6 protein-coding genes and 1 pseudogene are annotated in these 17,987 nt (G+C 40.8%); 2 read left to right on the forward strand and 5 right to left on the reverse strand.

Annotated elements, in window-relative coordinates; translation table 11 throughout:
• On the reverse strand, nucleotides 1-3,659 hold a 3,659-nt coding region (locus tag HWQ37_RS16545), incomplete at its 3' end, for a magnesium chelatase subunit H (protein ID WP_292748735.1).
• 742 nt (nucleotides 3,660-4,401) lie between these two features.
• On the opposite strand from HWQ37_RS16545, the pseudogene HWQ37_RS16550 reads away from it, so the two are divergent.
• Nucleotides 4,402-4,554, forward strand: a pseudogene (locus HWQ37_RS16550) (IS4 family transposase); the annotation flags it as partial.
• 77 nt (nucleotides 4,555-4,631) lie between these two features.
• Here the strand turns inward: HWQ37_RS16550 and crtR are convergent.
• Nucleotides 4,632-5,693, reverse strand: coding sequence for a beta-carotene hydroxylase (crtR, locus tag HWQ37_RS16555; protein ID WP_292748737.1), 1,062 nt, complete (start codon nucleotides 5,691-5,693; stop codon nucleotides 4,632-4,634).
• A gap of 752 nt (nucleotides 5,694-6,445) precedes the next feature.
• Between crtR and HWQ37_RS16560 the strand changes: the two genes are divergently transcribed.
• Nucleotides 6,446-6,862 (forward strand): lysozyme inhibitor LprI family protein, encoded by a 417-nt coding sequence (locus HWQ37_RS16560; RefSeq protein ID WP_292748739.1) that lies wholly within the window; start codon nucleotides 6,446-6,448, stop codon nucleotides 6,860-6,862.
• A gap of 549 nt (nucleotides 6,863-7,411) precedes the next feature.
• On the opposite strand, the gene HWQ37_RS16565 is transcribed toward HWQ37_RS16560, so the two are convergent.
• The 3 genes from HWQ37_RS16565 to HWQ37_RS16575 form a co-directional block, all read right to left on the reverse strand.
• Nucleotides 7,412-12,820 (reverse strand): translocation/assembly module TamB domain-containing protein, encoded by a 5,409-nt coding sequence (locus HWQ37_RS16565; protein WP_292748741.1) that lies wholly within the window; start codon nucleotides 12,818-12,820, stop codon nucleotides 7,412-7,414.
• A gap of 873 nt (nucleotides 12,821-13,693) precedes the next feature.
• Nucleotides 13,694-15,202 (reverse strand): radical SAM/SPASM domain-containing protein, encoded by a 1,509-nt coding sequence (locus HWQ37_RS16570; RefSeq protein ID WP_292748742.1) that lies wholly within the window; start codon nucleotides 15,200-15,202, stop codon nucleotides 13,694-13,696.
• Nucleotides 15,195-17,987: a tetratricopeptide repeat protein gene (locus HWQ37_RS16575; protein WP_292748744.1), complete on the reverse strand. Its 2,793-nt coding sequence runs from the start codon at nucleotides 17,985-17,987 to the stop codon at nucleotides 15,195-15,197. The genes HWQ37_RS16570 and HWQ37_RS16575 overlap by 8 nt, the downstream gene beginning before the upstream one ends.

Here is a 17,987-nt window from a genome sequence, read left to right on the forward strand (position 1 = left end):
AATTTGGTACGCGCATCCAAACGCACGGTTTCTGATAATGTCCGCACTTGGGCGTTAGCTGTGGTTGTATCTGCAATATAAGATGCTGGTTTTTTACCATCACCGCGCAGACTTGCAACTAGTTTAGTGGGATCTGAGTCGAAGTAGTGGGAAACATCCGTTAAGCTAATCTCGGAAGAATCCAGATTTTGGAAAGTTGCATCAGCAGTTTTCAATGTACTTTCAAAAATACCGCGCGATTCGTCCATAATTCCGGGGTTATCGGAATTGAAGGAGAAGGATTTCCGGTTGAGATACATTTCCTGCAACTCGGCTTCGCTATCCCAAGTGCTGTTTTCTACTGCCAAGTTGATATTTGACGAGTAGGAACCAGAAGCGTTGGAGAAAACGCGCGTTGCTGCTTGACGCAGATTAATCCCCATTTCTTCAGCTTGTTGCAAAGCGTGTTTGCGAACAAAGTTCATATCTAAGGGTTCATCTGCCTCGGCCGCCATCTTCACCCCTTGATCTAGCAGGTTCATTTGGTTGATGAACAAGTCGCGGAATACACCAGAACAGTTGATTACTACATCAATTCTGGGTCGTCCCAACTCTTCTAAAGATATCAATTCCAACTTGTTCACTCGTCCCAAGGCATCGGGAACTGGACGCACGCCCACCATCCACATAATTTGCGCTAGGGATTCACCGTAAGTTTTGATGTTATCGGTTCCCCAGAGGACGCAGGCGATGGTTTCTGGCCATTTTCCATCATTTTCAGACTTGTTACGGATTAAAAGCCTGTCTACAACGATTTTGGCTGACTGTACTGCTGCTGTTGTTGGGATGGATTGCGGATCTAAAGCATGGATATTCTTACCTGTGGGCAATACATCCGGGTTGCGGATGGGATCACCACCAGGGCCAGGTAAAATGTACTCACCTTCCAAGCCTCTGAGTAATGCTCCCAGTTCGTTATCGGCACAAACTTGTTGCAGGCAGAATTCCAAATACTCAAACAGGGGTTTTAGAGCTGCGGTGTCAATTTTGGGATAACCTGCTTTATGCAATGCTTCTACCCAAGGTTCCTTTTTGCCCATGTTGAAGAAATTCAACCGGGAAACCAGAGAAACTCGTCCTTCCGCGTCGATTTGCTCTTGGACAAGGGCGGTAACTGCTGCACGGGTTGCTAAAGTGATATCTTGCAATAACTGGACATCTTCTAAAATGCCTCTGTCGTTATTTTGGTAAATATCATCAATGCTACGCCCAATGCTGTTAGCGATAATTCCTGGTAAACCTTGAAGTCCTTCTTCTTGACGATCTAGACTAGCAATATTTACCAGAGTTGCGATCGCTTCTTCGGCACTTGGAGGTTTACCAATGACGTGCAAACCACAAGGCAATAACCGCGATTCGATTTCCATCAACTTGCGGTAGACGTTGCCAACAATATTATCGCGATCGTCGGCACTCATCTCCTTGGCATCGGTTTCTGGCAGGTTGATATCCTTATCCAGATTCACGATCCGGCATTTGTCCATGATGCTGTTGACAATGGAAACACCTCGTCCACTATCTTTCAAGGTTTGGTAGGAAGCAATTAATTCGCTGAGTTCCTTCAAACCTTTATACAAACCAGCATTTTCTGCCGGCGGTGTCAAGTAGGAAATTGTTTCGGCATAACTCCGACGTTTGGCAATTGTCGCTTCACTCGGATTATTCGCTGCATAGTAATACAGGTTGGGAATTGAGCCAATTAAGTTATCTGGATAACAATCACCAGACATCCCCATCTGTTTACCTGGCATGAATTCTAAGGAACCGTGTGTACCAAAGTGCAGTACAGCATCAGCTTGCCAAACTTGCTCTAGGTAAGTGTAGTAGGCAGCAAAACCGTGGTGAGGACTAGCTGAACGTGAGAACAACAGCCGCATTGGATCGCCTTCGTAACCAAATGTGGGTTGCACACCGATGAAAACGTTACCGAATTGCTTACCATAAATCAGCAGATTTTGCCCGTCGCTGTTGAGATGTCCGGGAGGTGGGCCCCAGTTTTCCTCTAGGCGGTGAGAGTATGGGGTCAGCGCCTCATACTCAGGAACCGACATTTTATAAGCAACATTCAGTTCTGGGCTGTTGTATTGTGCTTGGGCATCGTGAATGACTTCTTGCAGCAGCGCTTCGGCTGATTCTGGCAATTCTGGTAAGTCGTAGCCGTTATTTTTGAGGGCTTTCATTACCTCGTAGATGGAAGCAAATACATCTAAATAAGCGGCGGTTCCCACGTTGCCTTTATCTGGTGGGAAACTGAAAACGGTGATAGCGACTTTTTTATCCAGCTTCGGCTTGCGGCGGAGGTTAGCCCATTTTAAGGCGCGTTCGGCTACAGCTTCAACCCGATCGCGCAGTGCGATCGCTTTCCCTGTAGTTCCATCTCTACCCGATAATACAATCGGCTCAATTGCCCCATCCAATTCGGGAATCGCAATTTGCAAAGCTACTTGTATCGGATGTAACCCCAAATCGCTATCCATCCACTCTTCTGTGGTTTGGAATACTAAGGGTAACGCCACCATATAAGGACGGTTTAAGCGTTTGAGTGACTCAATTGCTTTGGGATGATCTTGTCTAGCTGGGCCACCCACTAAAGCAAAACCAGTCAGCGAGATCACTGCATCTACTAACTGTATCTTGGTAATTGGTTCATAGAAGTAGGCATCCACAGGCTTGGAGAAATCCAAACCACCAGCAAACACAGGTAATACCCGTGCGCCTAATGCTTCCAATTCCTGCACCATTGCCACATAATGGGCATCATCCCCTGTAACTAGGTGAGTGCGTTGCAATACCAACCCGACACAAGGAGCTAGAGGATCTTTGAGATCACTAGAAATATCCTTACGAGCTGTATACCAATTGAGGTATTCTCTCACATCCTCAAACATACTGGGAGCCAAAGGATGCCAAATCCCTAAATCGGGATAAACCACCGGCTGTTGGTATGTAGAAGGTGCAAAATCTTGTTTATCTATACCTTTAAATACATATTTATCAGCTAGCATCAGCAAGAAGTTTTCCAGATTTTCTGGAGAACCACCTAGCCAATACTGAAAACTGAGCATGAAATTTCGGGCATCCTGTGCCTTGTCCATCGGTAAAAACTTCAGCACTTGCGGCAGGGTTCGCAACAGCTTCAGCATTCCATCTTGGAAACCCGCACCGGATTTTTCCTTGCGTTTCCGCATGAATTGCGCGATCGCACTTTTTGACTGACCCAATTGTGCCAAAGAAAAGCTGCCCATTTTACTTAGGCGCATTACTTCTGGCATTGAGGGAAAGACAACAGAAACATCCAAGCGATCGCGGTGTGGTTCTACTGCTGCTACTACTTTCTGTGCTAAGTCTTCGATGAAAATGAGCGAGGCGATGAAGATATTCGCACTCTCAATTTCTCGTTTGAACTCCTCGTAATTCTCTGGGTCGCGGAGTTCCTCAATCAAGTACCCACTGATTTCAATCGCCAAGTCGGGATTGTTCGCGTTAATCGTGCGAACCGCTTGCGACAATGCGCTCTGGTACTGGGACTCAAGCACGACATAGACCACCTTGATTAAACTACGTCCGCGTAAGTTATCAGGCGCAATGTGTCTAATGGTGGACTTGACGTGTGTGAACATGCTTCTTCGGCTCCTTTGATGCGTGTTCTCTGAAGGAAGTTCCTAGCGGCATCATCAGCCACAGGTAACTTGTGATCTTTTAGGTAATATCTGTTTTTTATCAGAAAACGCTTACCCAGTAGGCATTTTATCGCCTATATGACACAAATCGATATAAAAAACGAAATATTTCTTTGTAATTGTTGACTTTATATAAAAGTATTCGCTCACATATTTGTAAACATTTTGTAATATTATTTAATGGTTAAATAGCTATTTAGTTATCTAATCTAGTTACAAAACAAAACTTGCCTATGCTGACTAAATATTTTTTAGTATGCATAGACAGACTTTAATTATGTAGTTGTGATACCATTTCTTTGTGAGGCCGCGCCAAATTTTCTTTCTTCCTTTGTGTCCTTCTCTGACGAGACGCTCCGCGAATGCGCCCTTTGCGGTTCGTTCCTTATATAATTTGGCGCATCTTTATACAGAATTGGTATGAGTTATGCTGGATGGCAGAGAGACGGGGTTTCTTTCGGGTTAAAGTGATAAATTATCAAAGATTACATTTCAGTTGAAAACCGCTATATCAACATCAACGCCAAACAACAGAAATTTGATATCTGCTTAAAAACAAGCAACTTTTATTTAGCTAATATTGGCTTGCTATTTAAAGTATCTATAATTCCATCATGGAATTTATTCACTGAAGATAAAATTCCATTTTCTTTATCATTCAGTAATGAATCTTTTACCTCATTCTTTTTATATTGGTTTATATGGTCAAACTTGGGTCAATTTTGTAGAACCATGTCAAGATTTAGTCACGGATTTAATGAAATTAAGTCCCAATAAACGCAAGTATTATGAACGGGGTCTCAGGGCTATGAAGCTTATTTTATCAGTATCATAGCCTTTTTTGTCGCCCCGTCAGGATCATTGGTTATTTACAAATAACTAATGACTAATGATAAATTCACAAGTTAATGCTTATTTACGACTTTGTGATTCATCTTGATTTTGAGTTTTTTGATGAGGAAAGCGAATTCCTACAAAGATATCGTACATAAACTCTAAAAAGTCTTTCTTTTGTAGTAAGCCTGAAGTTTGATAACAGCCTTTTTCATCTAACAAAGGCTTCATCAGATAGTATGTAGACTGATATTTGTACCAGGGAATACAAGTCCATAAATGATGAATTAAATGGTAGTTCTGACCTAAAATTAGGATGTTAAGAATTGGGCTAGGATATACACGAGCATTTTTCCAGCGATCGCGTTCCACAAAGGGACGATGGGGCAAATAATCGAAAAACAACCCCAGTATTAATCCCACTATACCAGAAGGTACAACCCAAAAATTGAGAACGTACATTAAAAAATGATATTGAACTGAGATATAAACAATTGCAACGACAATTAAACGGCTAATTAACCATTCCCATAGCTCATATTTGCGCCACAGTCGCCGTCGAAAGAAAAACACCTCATGGGACAAGAATCGAAATGCAATCAGCCACAGTGGGCCACCTGTAGAAACAAAATGATCTGGGTCATCTTTGGGATGGTTGACATGAGCATGATGCTGCAAATGTACTCGTGTAAACACTGGGAAAACAAACCCTAGCATCAAGGCGCTACCATGCCCTAGCATGGCATTAATTACTCGATTGCGGTGGGCTGATTGGTGACAAGCATCATGAATTACTGTTCCGGCACAATGCAAAGAAATAGTATTAAAACCAAAACATAGCCAGTCTGGCCATTCCCAAAGCCAGTAACCACAATGAGATGACACTAGTACTGTCACAGATGCAAAAAACAGTAGTAGTGTAGGATTGAAATCACCAGGAGGCGCTAAAAATTCCTTCGGTGGAGCTTTCAGCAGTTTAGGTGATTCTGAAGTTACTGTTCTTACTTCTGTATCTACTACGTCTTTAAAGATGACTTCCAAGTTATTGCCATTTAGCTTTTTAGAGTCATCAACGGCTGGGTCGATGATGATTAGGCTTTTGTCCGGGATGTCAAAAAAATTAGGATCTAAAGAGGTCATAATTTTCCTGGTCGTGATTCGTTGATAAAATGGGCTTGAAATCCCAAACTCAGCCAGCACAGAATAGATTTCTTGCCTCGATTAGAGAGATGAAAAGATTGAAAATTTAGCCAATACTCTTCTCTATTCAAATTAGGTAGGGACTGTAAGAGATAGGGAATAGAAAAAAATGTTAATTCCTTGCTAAACTACACACATAAACAAAATATTTGATTTTTCATTTCAAGAGTTACTCCTGTTACTCGTAATGCCAGCGACAACGGCATACACAGATTTGGGTTTGATATCGACATTTATCGATTTGCCCAGTCAATGTTTTTGACGATGTGCTGAAATTGTGCTTTGTTATTGCTTTTGTGAAAAACAATTTTCAACAATATAAAGAATACAGTTATTTTAATGATAAATGCAAGAGTTTTGTCGGAATTTGACGTATAATAAAAATATTTTAGATACAGATATCATACTTCTAACAAAAATGGATATTTTATTTCTTTAAAAAAATCATCCCTTTTCCTGTCAGATCGATAAGTATATATACTAGCGATCGCTTACCCCTTTCGATTCCGCGCAGTTGCTGTCTCCTGCTTTTAACCAAAACTCCATCGCGGGGGTGTCTTGGTAGCCAGAATAGAGAAAACTTAGCGCGAACCGTAACACTTATTTGTGGAGCATACCACTTCCTACTGCGATCGCTAGTTCGACGTTAACTAAAATATCAAATTTCCATACTTAACAATAAAGATTTTGCTATGCGTCAATTATTGCTAGTTTTGTGCAGTATCCTAACTCTCAGCAGTTTAGATACCTCCGCCATGACAATAGCAGGTACAACACCTGATTTATCTGAGATGCGCTTAGTTCAAAAGCTCAACTGCAATAATCCTCAAACTCAAGCAGCAATTAATGAATGTACGAAGTTATCTTATCAAAATGCAGATAAAAAACTGAATCAAGTTTATCAACAATTGGTATCTACATTAGAAAAATCTAGAAAACAGAAATTGATTGCTGCACAGGTAGCATGGGTCAAGTTTCGAGATACCAATTGTGAGTTTGAGAGAAGCAAATATGAGGGCGGAAGTATTGTCCCTACCATTTATTTTGGCTGTTTGGAAAATACCACAAAACTACGTACCCAACAACTACAAGAATATCTCAAACCGTAGTTTTTCAGTTTCCCCAGTCATATCGTGTTCGGGTAAAGACTTATCATTTAGAGGATGTTTGAAAAGTCATGATTGATGTATCAAATATTCTTTTACCCCACCCTAAGCCTCCCCTTATAAAGGCTACGGTGTACACACAAGTCTGAAATAGCTGATTAACCGAAGTTTTACCCCACCCTAACCCTCCCCTTGCAAAGGGGAGGGAACTAGATTTTCCGGTTTCCCCCCTTTACAAGGGGGGATTAAGGGGGGTAATTCGACTTGTGTATACACGGTAGCCTTTATAAGGGGGGATTAAGGGGGGTAATCATTCGATTAGTATCACATAGAACTTTTCAAACAACCTCTTAGACCGCAGGTGGTGCAGGGTGCAGGTGCAGGGAGAAAGAGGTTTTCCGATTTTTGCACAGATGCGGTAATCGTAAGTTATTAACCGAAGATCGCAATATCTAAATCCAAAGCTACGCCGAATAGCCTAATTGATAAATACTATACAAGTTTCTTAACTCGCAATGCCATTGTATCGGCACACAATGCTAATGCAGCAATCTAAAATCGGGTTTCATACTCAACTTGAAGTTGATTGTCATCCCCCACATCAGTTGAGCCTCGCATCAGAATTTCGTCATTGACTCGATAGAGGACATTGAAACGGAAAGAGTCATTGCTAGAAAGAGCGCGTGATAAAGAGGCAGAGAAATTTTTATTGATGTCAAACACACCTTCAGCTGATAAATTAAGAATTGAAGCTTTTGATGTTTTTGATTCATCATTATTAATAGATGGAGTCGGAAATATCCGAAACTCACTGAAACCAACAGCTTGTCCGACCGCAGTGATAGTTCCTTGTAAACTACCTAAAATGGTAGAACTAGCGAAATTAGTCAGTCCTTGGCCTGCATCTGCTTGACCACTGAAAGAACCCAGAATTGAGCCACCCAGCAAAGCAACTATTTCTCCCTTACTACGACTAGGTTCGCTCGTCAGTTCTAGGTTCTCAGCCAATTTACTAGCAGGGCCGTTCGCCCTAGCTTGAACGGTAACGCTACGTAAAGTCCCAAAGTTGCTTACAGAAACATCGCTGACTTCAGAAGACAAGGGTGATTCCAAAGTTTGAGTGTTCTTTGCTGATGCTTCCGGTACAATTGCCGTCAGTCGGACATCTAAAGTCGGGTCAAGTCCTTGACTTGGAATAAATCGCGCAGTTTGTTCATAGCCCCGCGCCAAGGTAAACTCAGTGGAAAATAAGCTCAGTCGTCCTCCTGTCAAACGAATCAATCCTTCAGGAAGCGGTTTTGCTAATGTACCATTGATAGTCAAGCCGCCTGTTGCGTCAAAGTTTAATATAGGCTGACTTAATGCCGCTCCTCCTGGTACAAAGCTTAGTAGAGATTGAGTTGTAACGCGAATATTTTTGTCTAAAATCAACTTTAAATCTGTAAACGTTACAGGTAAATTGCTTGGAGTTACTGCGCTAGTGTTTGCGTCGGCTGTCACCACTGGCTTAGTACTTGCGTCTGCTGTAGCCACTGGGTTAGCGCTATTGTCTGCTGTCGGTGTGGCGTTAGGGTTAGTCTGTTGTCTATCTAGATTTATGACCTTAGTATTAGCCTCAGTTGTAGCTGTTGATTTTTTAGTAGTAGTCGAGTTGCCAATAATTACCTGACCATTACTCAGTTTAATCTCTCCACCAATTACAGGTTTTAACGCTGTACCGCGAACCACGACATCACCACCAACACCGCCTTCATACAATCCTGCCAGCTTAAAATTGAGTTTGTCTGCTATTGATACTGTCAAGGGATTCGCTGCGGCTTGTTGAGCATCAAAAATTGGCAAGATGCCTGATGCAGTTACTTTCCCTTGATTGTAATTACCTTGGATATTTTCAACGCTTACCGTACTACCATTAAATAGCGCTGTTCCTGTGACATTTGTTAAAGGGTCGGATAAGGCTTGAGCGCGAAAGGTAGCATTATTAAGTGTGGCGTTGCCGTTAATAATTGGTTCATTTAAAGTACCTTGAACATTTAAATCTACTTTTCCTTGACCGTCTACCCAAGCGACTTGATTGTTGGTAAGCAGATTTAACAGTGCCAATCCTTCATTTTGCACATTGGCGTTGATGCTGATTTGATTGCTATCCGGTTGCACTTTGGCAAAAGGTAACGGAGCAGGTACGCTACCTTTAATGGCGACTGGCTGCGTTCCTGTCACGAGTAAGGTACTATCAAAATTCAAGCGAGCTTTGTTGTAATCAAAGTTTACCTCTCCGGTTTGCACGGGTTGTTTATTAAGAGTCGCATTCGCTAACGCCACTTTGCCTTTTACATTCGGGTCTTGCAAACTCCCTGCTAAAGTGGCATCAGCATTAACTTTCCCGGTGATATCTATGGGGTATTTTTCGATAAAAGGCTCTAAAAGTGATAAAGGTAGACTGGCTACATTCAATTTTCCAGATAGTTGCTCAGTTCCTAACTGTCCTGAAAACGCCACTAGTCCGCCATCAATCCCCACACTCAAGGGCGAAAGTGTGACAAGACCATTGGCAAAAGTGCCTTGAGCAACGAGTTGATTGATGGAATAATTACCCCATTGCCAATTAGCACCTTGAAAATTAAAGCCGACATTCAACCCAGATTTTAACGAGCCATTGGCTGTAATTGCTCCGCTTAATGCACCCGTTAATTCTGCAAGGCTGGGCAAAGATGGGGTTTGTTTTGTCTCTACTTGCTGTTCTTTGGCATTGGCTGCTGTAATATTCGAGAAATATCCTAACTGTGTTTTCAAATCTGCATTGGGCAAACTGATAGACTCTGTTTGAAGTGCTTCGGCTCCAGCTAAGGTTGGAGGCTGTAACCCACTATTAAGGTCTTTAAAGTCGTAGATATTAAACGCTTGTAAAAGTCTCTGGATTTTGGCTTGGGCAAAATTAGCTTGGAATTGAAATTGCGGGTCATTGCCCATTTGCACATTACCACTAAGAGCGATGTTGCTATCACCAATCTGCAATAGACCATTAGCCAAGCTAGCTGTACCATCAGCATAATTGATGCTGCCGCGAAATTCATCGGCTGCAACTCTGGCAACGCGAGGACGTGCGATCGCCACATCCCCCGCAATGGCATAATTATTTAGATTAACAACTAAATTTCCCGATAATTGCCCCGCCAAAGGTTTCAATTGATTGTTCGGTAAAAAGCCGCCAACAAGAGCGATGGGGAACTGTTGGGCGTTGATGAGCAAGTTATCTCCCTCAGTTCTACCTGTGGTAATTGCCCCATCACGTTTAACTAAAAATGAGGTGGGACGATAATCTGCACCTAAGTTAAGCGCTATCCTATCTTGTTTCCCAGCTAATCGCAGACTTGCCCCTTGTCCCCCTTGCAAATTCACGTTTCCGGTTAAAAGTGGGTCAAATGCCAAGTTACTGACATTGAAATTCCGCAGTCGGATATTCCCTTTAGCTTGAGGAACATCTGGAGTACCTGTAACTTTCCCATTAAAATCAAGTCGTCCTGCTATTGCTACATCCCCAGGAACTTTAAAGCCAGTATTTTGTAAGTTGAAATTCTGCGCCAGCACATTTAAATCAAATCTGGCAATTTGGGGCGCGCCAGTTGGGGGAGACTGAATAGCGATCGCACCATTAGCACTCAATCCTGGGGTACTTGCGTTTTCAACGATAATCTGCTGTCCATTCCACTGAAATTTTGCGGTAACAGGTTTTGCCAGCAGCGCTACCCCTTGAGGAAGGCTGATTTGTCCGGCGGCGCGAATATCTGCAAGTTGGAAAGATTTGGTTGTACCTGCTAACTGAATATTGCTATTCAGCTGTCCTCGCAATTGTGGTGAAAAGCGGCTGAGTTGAATTTGAGAAGTTTTGACAGATCCTTGCCAGCGTTGTTGTGCAAGTTCACCTGTAGCTCTAATTGTCCCCCCGGCGACGTTCACAACCGCATCGGGAAAGACGATATTCTCTCCTTGTTTGGTAACAACAACTCGTCCGGTGGTGGGATAGGTGGCACTCGGCGCTTGCACCCGCGCTACTGTTTGCAGATTGCTTAGAGTACCCGAAATATCCGCATTTGCCGAGACATTCCCAATGGTGATGGAGGGTGAGGAATTGTAGGCTTTAGCGATCGCATCTCCTGGTATATTTTTTGCTTGCACATTCAACGCCACCCTACCTTGGGGTGCAAGCTGAACTCGTCCGCTAGCTGTAACTTGCCCTCCCACATCTGGATTTGCTTGAACGCGAGAAACATTGACGTTTAAGGGTGTACCCAGAGAACCAGAAATTTTAGCGTTCGCAGATATACCACCAACATTAATGGGAGTGGAAATACCATAACCTTGAGCGATCGCATTTGCTGGGATACCTTGAGCTTGAATATCTACACCTACCTGACCTTGGGGAGCCAATTGAATTTGACCATTGGCGGTGATTTTCCCCCCGGCTGGCGGCGTTACCTGAACATTAGAAACATCAAGTTTCAATGGCTGTTTGCGAAGTGAGCCAGAAATTTGGGCTTTTGCAGAAACATTGCCCACTGCGATCGGGAGAGTAACGCCATAACCCCGTGCTAGTATATCTCCTGATATCCCATCAGCTTGAGCATTAAATATTACCCCATCTTTGGTTCCTAGATTAGCTTGACCGCCGCCTGTAATTTCACCACCAGCTGCGGGGACTATTTTCAAATTGGAGACAGTAAGTTGAGATGCAGTTTGAGATGCATTCAAGCGGAAATCAGTATTAATGGTTTTAAATTGAATGCGGTCAACTTGAATCGGTTTGGTGTTATTTACCGTACCGCTTAGAACTGGTTGTTGAAGTGCGCCTAGTATTTTAATATTTGCTTGAATTTCGCCACTAGCTGGGACTGACGAATTTACTTTTAGGGTATCTAAGATATTTTTCGCACTAACTGGTTTAATCTGAGCAGAGACATTAAAACCTGTTTGAGTATTAATTGTTCCATTAGCCAGAATGGGAACTTTGCCAAAGTTCGTACTCAGATTATCTAAAGTAACTGTCTGACCCTGAAATAGAAATTTCCCATTAAAATTAGAAATCGGCTGAGGAATATTTTGAATTTTTGCAGTGATTTGATTAGCTGTAGCTGTCCCGGTAATTGCAATGTCTGACAGTTTGGCTGGAATTTGAACCCCTAAGTCAGCATTTAAATACCCAGCTTGCAGAGCGATCGGTAACTGAATTAATCGAGTGATATCAGATACTTGTAAATTTTGTGTTTGTAGTTGAAGGTTAGTTTGTTGAGCTTTTACTTGGGTTTCGCCAACAATTTTAACATTCCCTCCCCTAGTGAGTTGAGTATTGAAGTCATAACCGATCCTTTGATTTTTGTCGGAAAATCGGGCAATACCACCAACTCGATCTAAGATTACTGAGCCTTTCGGTTTAGTTGCTGCGGTGAATGGCATCAACTCGATATTGCCATCTTGAATTTGCAGCGACTGTAACTCAGTTTGAATAAAGCCTTGTCCCTCCCCAGCCTTAACCTGGGCTGTCACCCAACGACCATCTTTATCCTGTTGAACGTAGACATTAGGTTGAACTAAGGTGACATTTAATTCCAGTTTTCGGCTAAGGAGGAGTTGCAACGGCGAGAATTGCACCTCCAAAGCTTTCGCTACCACCGAATCTCCATCGCTAGCAGTTGCTGGTATCGATAAAGAGCTAAATCTCAGACTAGTGAGCGAAAAACGTTCAACGTTCCCAACTTTTACCGAACGCCCCAGCAATTGCTGAAGATTTTGCTGCACTAATGGCGCTAAATCTTTGTATATATAGTTTCTAGCCCACCAAGCACCAACTATAATTCCAACTAGCAAAACCCCAGCCAGAGCCAAACTGGTACGTCCTAAAAGCAGGAGCCACAGACGACGATTAGATGGTTTTTGATTGTTTTCTGAATTTGGCGATCGCGTCATGATTATTACCAGTACCAGTAATTTTTCTGGAGTGAAGCTAGAGATAAATTAGTTAGTTGCATCAGCGAGTCACAAAATATGGTTTCACAATATCAGGACTTACGCAAGAACTTTGTGGCAAGCTGCTTTTATTTTCTAGAAGAGGGTGCGCCAATAAGACACATTTCGAGTGCATCTATCTTATTTGATGATTTTGTCTAATTCCTGAATTTATTTCGCTTAATAATTCGTTTTTCACCAGATATTAGCTTTGTTGATTTTCTTATTTGCCAAATTTGCCAGGATGAGGAAGATTATTGATTACTGCTTAAATTTGAACAGTATTTTCAGGCAATTTTATAACCATTTAAATTGATATCTTTGAGATATTATATCTTATTTACTTAATACCGTTTCTTTATAAAGCTGTATATATTTACCCCAAGCTACGCTGTTCTCCCAAAGCATCGGTTAGACTACAAAGAGGTCTTGTTAGATGCGTCTTAATAAATAATTAGTATAAAGTATAAATATTAATTATCCTTTAAAAAGTAGGTAGTATTTTATTATTAAATTACTTTGCGATCGCTCCTGTATATACGACCCTGGTTATAAACTTTAACCTCTGTAGAATCTAACTTAGTATAGATGACTATGGTAATTTAATTTCCCGAATAACAGGATGCGAATCTCTAGGGTACACTACATGAACGCACATAGGTGTCAAGTTAACGTGAAAGTTATATCCCACAAGGAACTGAAGTTCCAAGAAGAATAGCAAAAGTCATCTTCAGATGACTAAATATACCTAAAAATCCTTAGTCATCTTTTAGATGACTTTAACTGTTAGCCTTGAACTTGAATTCAAGGTGGGTGACGAAGCCAACAGTTAAGCTATTTGCTTAAGTTGACACCATATTTGATTAAGCGTAACCCTTCTAGTCTGAGAGCTTCAGGATAGAGAGCTTTGTAAATATTGCAATTTGGAGATTGAATATCGTAACGACCTGTAGCTTTAAAAGTTGCCAGAGAACAACCACCTGTACACCAATATTTCCACTCACAAGTACGACAACCTTCTTTTTCTTCAACTGACAAATTCTGAATACCTGCTTTATCTTGTCGCACAAGAGTTAAAGGATCTTGAGTTTTAGAAGAAGATATAGTTTTATGTAGCTGCATCTGACATTTAGCAATTTGCCCTTTGTAATCAAATACGAGATAGCTTTGCCCAACTCCACAAGTTCGTTTATGAGGAGATGCTAAATTAGCACGATCGATCAATGAGCCTAGTAAACTCCGATTAGGTAATTTCAATTCAATAACTTTGAATGCTGCCAACATTCCCTCAATTAACCGAGATTCTTCTAGTTGCAAGTCTTCGTAAGAAGTTGACAGTTCGTTTTCTCGATAGAAATTTAAACTAAAAGGTAGATTATATTCTAATATCCATTCCAGAAGATCGGGTAATCCTTCTGCATTCCGCCCACTAACTGTAATGGAAATATCTGGAATCAGACCATTTTGCAAAGCAATCTTAATACCTCGTTCAACATCTTGAAACGATCCCTTTCCGCTTGCATAAGAACGTTGGATATTATGGAAATTTGATAATCCATCTAGTGAAATCATGAGACGTAGATTTAAGGTTTGCAGCATCTCAATCATCTCAGGTGTAATCAATGTTCCATTACTGAGAACGACTCCATCTAATATAATATTTGTTTCTTTGCTAAGAGATTGAGCGTATAAATGCAGATCCTTAATTAAAGCAGAGCAAAGTAATGCCTCTCCTCCTGCATATTTCAGTTTGACGCGGCGGTAATGATTTAACTTAGCAGAGCGAAATGTAGATTCAATAGCTGCTTTACCTATATCTATTGACATATCCTTTGCTTCGTGCGGAAGATAGCAATAGTCGCATCTTAAATTACAGCGATCGGTGATATGCAACCAGGCTGTTAAAGTTTCTGGAATTTCATTTAAGTTAAATGAGGAATAATTATTGGGTGCAATTAAACGTGCTTGATATAGTTCTTGAATCGCTGCTTGTAAGTCTGTTGGGTCAATGTCAGGATGCTCGATTGCAATATCATCTAATTTATGAGGATTTGTAAATTGGTCGAGTAAATATATCGCTGATTTATTCAGAACTGCTACTTTATGATAAGTACCATAACAGATAGAATAAGTATCATCTAAATTCATCATCTGTGAATTAGGAACTCTCACAAATTCTGTGTCCAACATCCCTAGAGATAATTGGCTATCTGAGCTTAATTCTGTTAAAGGGGATAAGTCACAAGCACAATCACCTCCATCACAGTCGCATTGCCCAGTTGGTACATAAGTAGAATTGAGAGAAACTAAAATTTGGGGTCGATCAATTTTTTTACTAAACATGAGAAGATGGCTGTTTTGTCGCACGTATTCTAGTCAGAAACATTTGTTGATCGCACCATTCCTTAAGAGCTTTATGATCTTTCCACTGAGATTTTAGTTGCTGAATCAGAGTTTTAGAAAGTTCTATAGGCAACCGTTCAATTTTCTTTTGGAGTAGATTTAGCTCATGTTTGATCGAATACGGCCCGAAACCTCCATGTTGAAAGATTTGGGGTATTCCTTGAGCATATTTACTAAAAGCAAAATTGTAGTTAGCTTTTAGGAATTCAACATCACCTTCTATCCGTAACATCCGGCCAAAGTATAGTGTATGAATATTTTGATATGAGTGGAAGCGATCGCTAAGTTCTTGTGCATAGTCTGAAATATGCTCGTAGGCTTTTGCATAATAATCAAATTCAGCTTTACCTACAAGGCTATCAATAGCATATCGCGTGTCATTGTACTCTAAACTAGTCTGATAAGAGCGATCGTTGAGTTTTAGAGCTTGGTCTTGCAGGGTGCGATCGCCTGTTTGAAACCCAAGATGCCAATAGATACTGGCAATTTGGTGCAAAATTCCAGGTAATTCCTCTTCAAGTCCGTATTTCTCTGCCAGTCTCAGGCTTTTTTCTAAAGCATTTTGAGCAAGACTTAGTAGATTCAAATCCCACTGTACCTGTGTCACATCCCAAACAGCTTCATTTACTACCTCAGCACTAAACCACTGATTTAAGCCTAACTGAAAGTATGCCCGACACAATATTTGATTATCGTTTTCCTCATTGTCGCAACGGCTTAAGGCTCGTTCAAGTAGCTGTTTAGCTTTAAGATAATTACCATTATCTACTAAAATAGTCGCAGAGGCAATTTCGGCGTTAGCTATTTCGCGTTCGCTCTCAACACTCGACCACATATCAATAGCAGCCTTAAAACACTGTTCAGCTTTTACATAATCTTTTTGTTGCCCATACAAAAAGCCCAAGTTATTCTGAATACTAGCCATAACTTGAGTTAAACCTTTGTCAGGAATGTCAATTTCCATAGCAGCATCCCAACCTAATTTGTAATATTTCTCGGCTTCTCGAAAGTTATTAAGTTGTCGATGCAGATAACCAACTAAGTTAGCGACAGCCGGAATAGCGTATGATAGATTTTTGCCTTGAACTAGGGATAAACACTCTTGTTGATATCTTAAGGCTTCATTATAAAGATGTAACTTGGTATTTAGCATTCCCAAGACATTATAAATATCTGCTTGATGAGAAGAATTATCAGATTGTTCTGATAACATCCCCTCTAGCTTGATCAGTTCATTTTCTTTGGTACTTTTATCTTTAAGAGCGTGAACAATCTTTGATTCAAAAATAATCAGTTTAAATTTTTGATCTGAGGTTATTTCTGTTTCAAACTGTTTGGCAATTGCCAATAATTGATTTACAAAGCCAAATTTTTTCGATTGGCGGCGTATCCTATCAGTAACTTCATGCCAAGTTTCAAAGCCGATTGTCGGATCGGCATATAAAGCATTCCAAAGCCATCGCGTAGTATTGAATTCCCGCAGTTGTTTAACTTCTTCAATCAAAAACTCGATACTAGCGACTTGATGAAAATCATCAGAGTAACGTTGAACCTCCAATATCCTTTTTTGTGGACCTAAATCATAATCTTTTCGCTCAAAATATTTGGCAGCAATCCGACTATCTCGTTTTCTCCATTCCAAATCTGGGTCAATATCTGCCCATACATATTTCTCAACCAAGTCTCGCACAATATCATGTAATGATATTTGAGAACCACCGATTACTGGTTTGATAAAAAAGTAGCTTTGGGCATCAATAAATAATCTTTGAGCCTCTTCTGTAGATAGTTCTAATAAATTAGCAATATCAGAGCTATCTAATGGATAGATACGTGAAAGTAACAGAGTTAATCGATCCATTGATGTCCGAAGCTGCGTAATATGTCGAACCATTTCAGCTTCAAAGCCACCAGTTTTTTCTAACCGGCTGGGAATAGTTTCTATATCTTCACTCTCTAACCAATCTGGTATGACTTCCCGATAAGCATACTCTACTCCAAATTCAATCATTATCGGGCTACCACCAGAAAGAACTATGATTTTTTTAACCAATTCTTGTCCGAGAGTAAAGTGAAGTTGCTCCTCCTTACAAAGAATATATTTTTGGACATCATCATGAGTAAATTCATTTAATTCCAAATAAGCTAATTGGTCTTCTGTGAATGACTTTTCGAGAATTTGACGAGCAATACTAGGGCGACCTGCTAAAATAAATATGGCATTCTCTAGTTGATGGCATAAATTGCCAATACACTCCCAAACTTGCTCTCTTACATCTGCTTGTCCTAACTTCTCAACCGTATCAATTAGAAATACCAATCTCTGTTGGCTGGATTTTCGATTAATTTCATCAACCAAGAACTTTTCAAGTTGTCCGCGTTCTTGTTCGTATGCAATTTGACTGAGGCGGTTTTCATCTTCTCGCAGTTGTCGTAACCGCAGCAACCATTCTTTATATGTATGATCGTATAATTGTTTGGCGATTTGAGTGTATAAATCTTCTGCATCATTAAAAACAGGGATATCGCAATCGATAATTTCAGTTGTTCCAATTTGAACTTGGCTTAAACGTGATTTTAATGCGTGAATTAACCAAGTTTTGCCAATTCCACCTCTACCCTCTATTAATACTACACGCAGTTTCTGGGAATCCTGAACCAGGGAAATAATTCGATTTAGATGTTCTGCACGACCGACAAACTCTAATTTATTTAGTTCAGACAT

Origin of the sequence: Nostoc sp. NMS4, from assembly GCF_017115095.1 — a bacterium.
Classification (GTDB): domain Bacteria; phylum Cyanobacteriota; class Cyanobacteriia; order Cyanobacteriales; family Nostocaceae; genus Nostoc.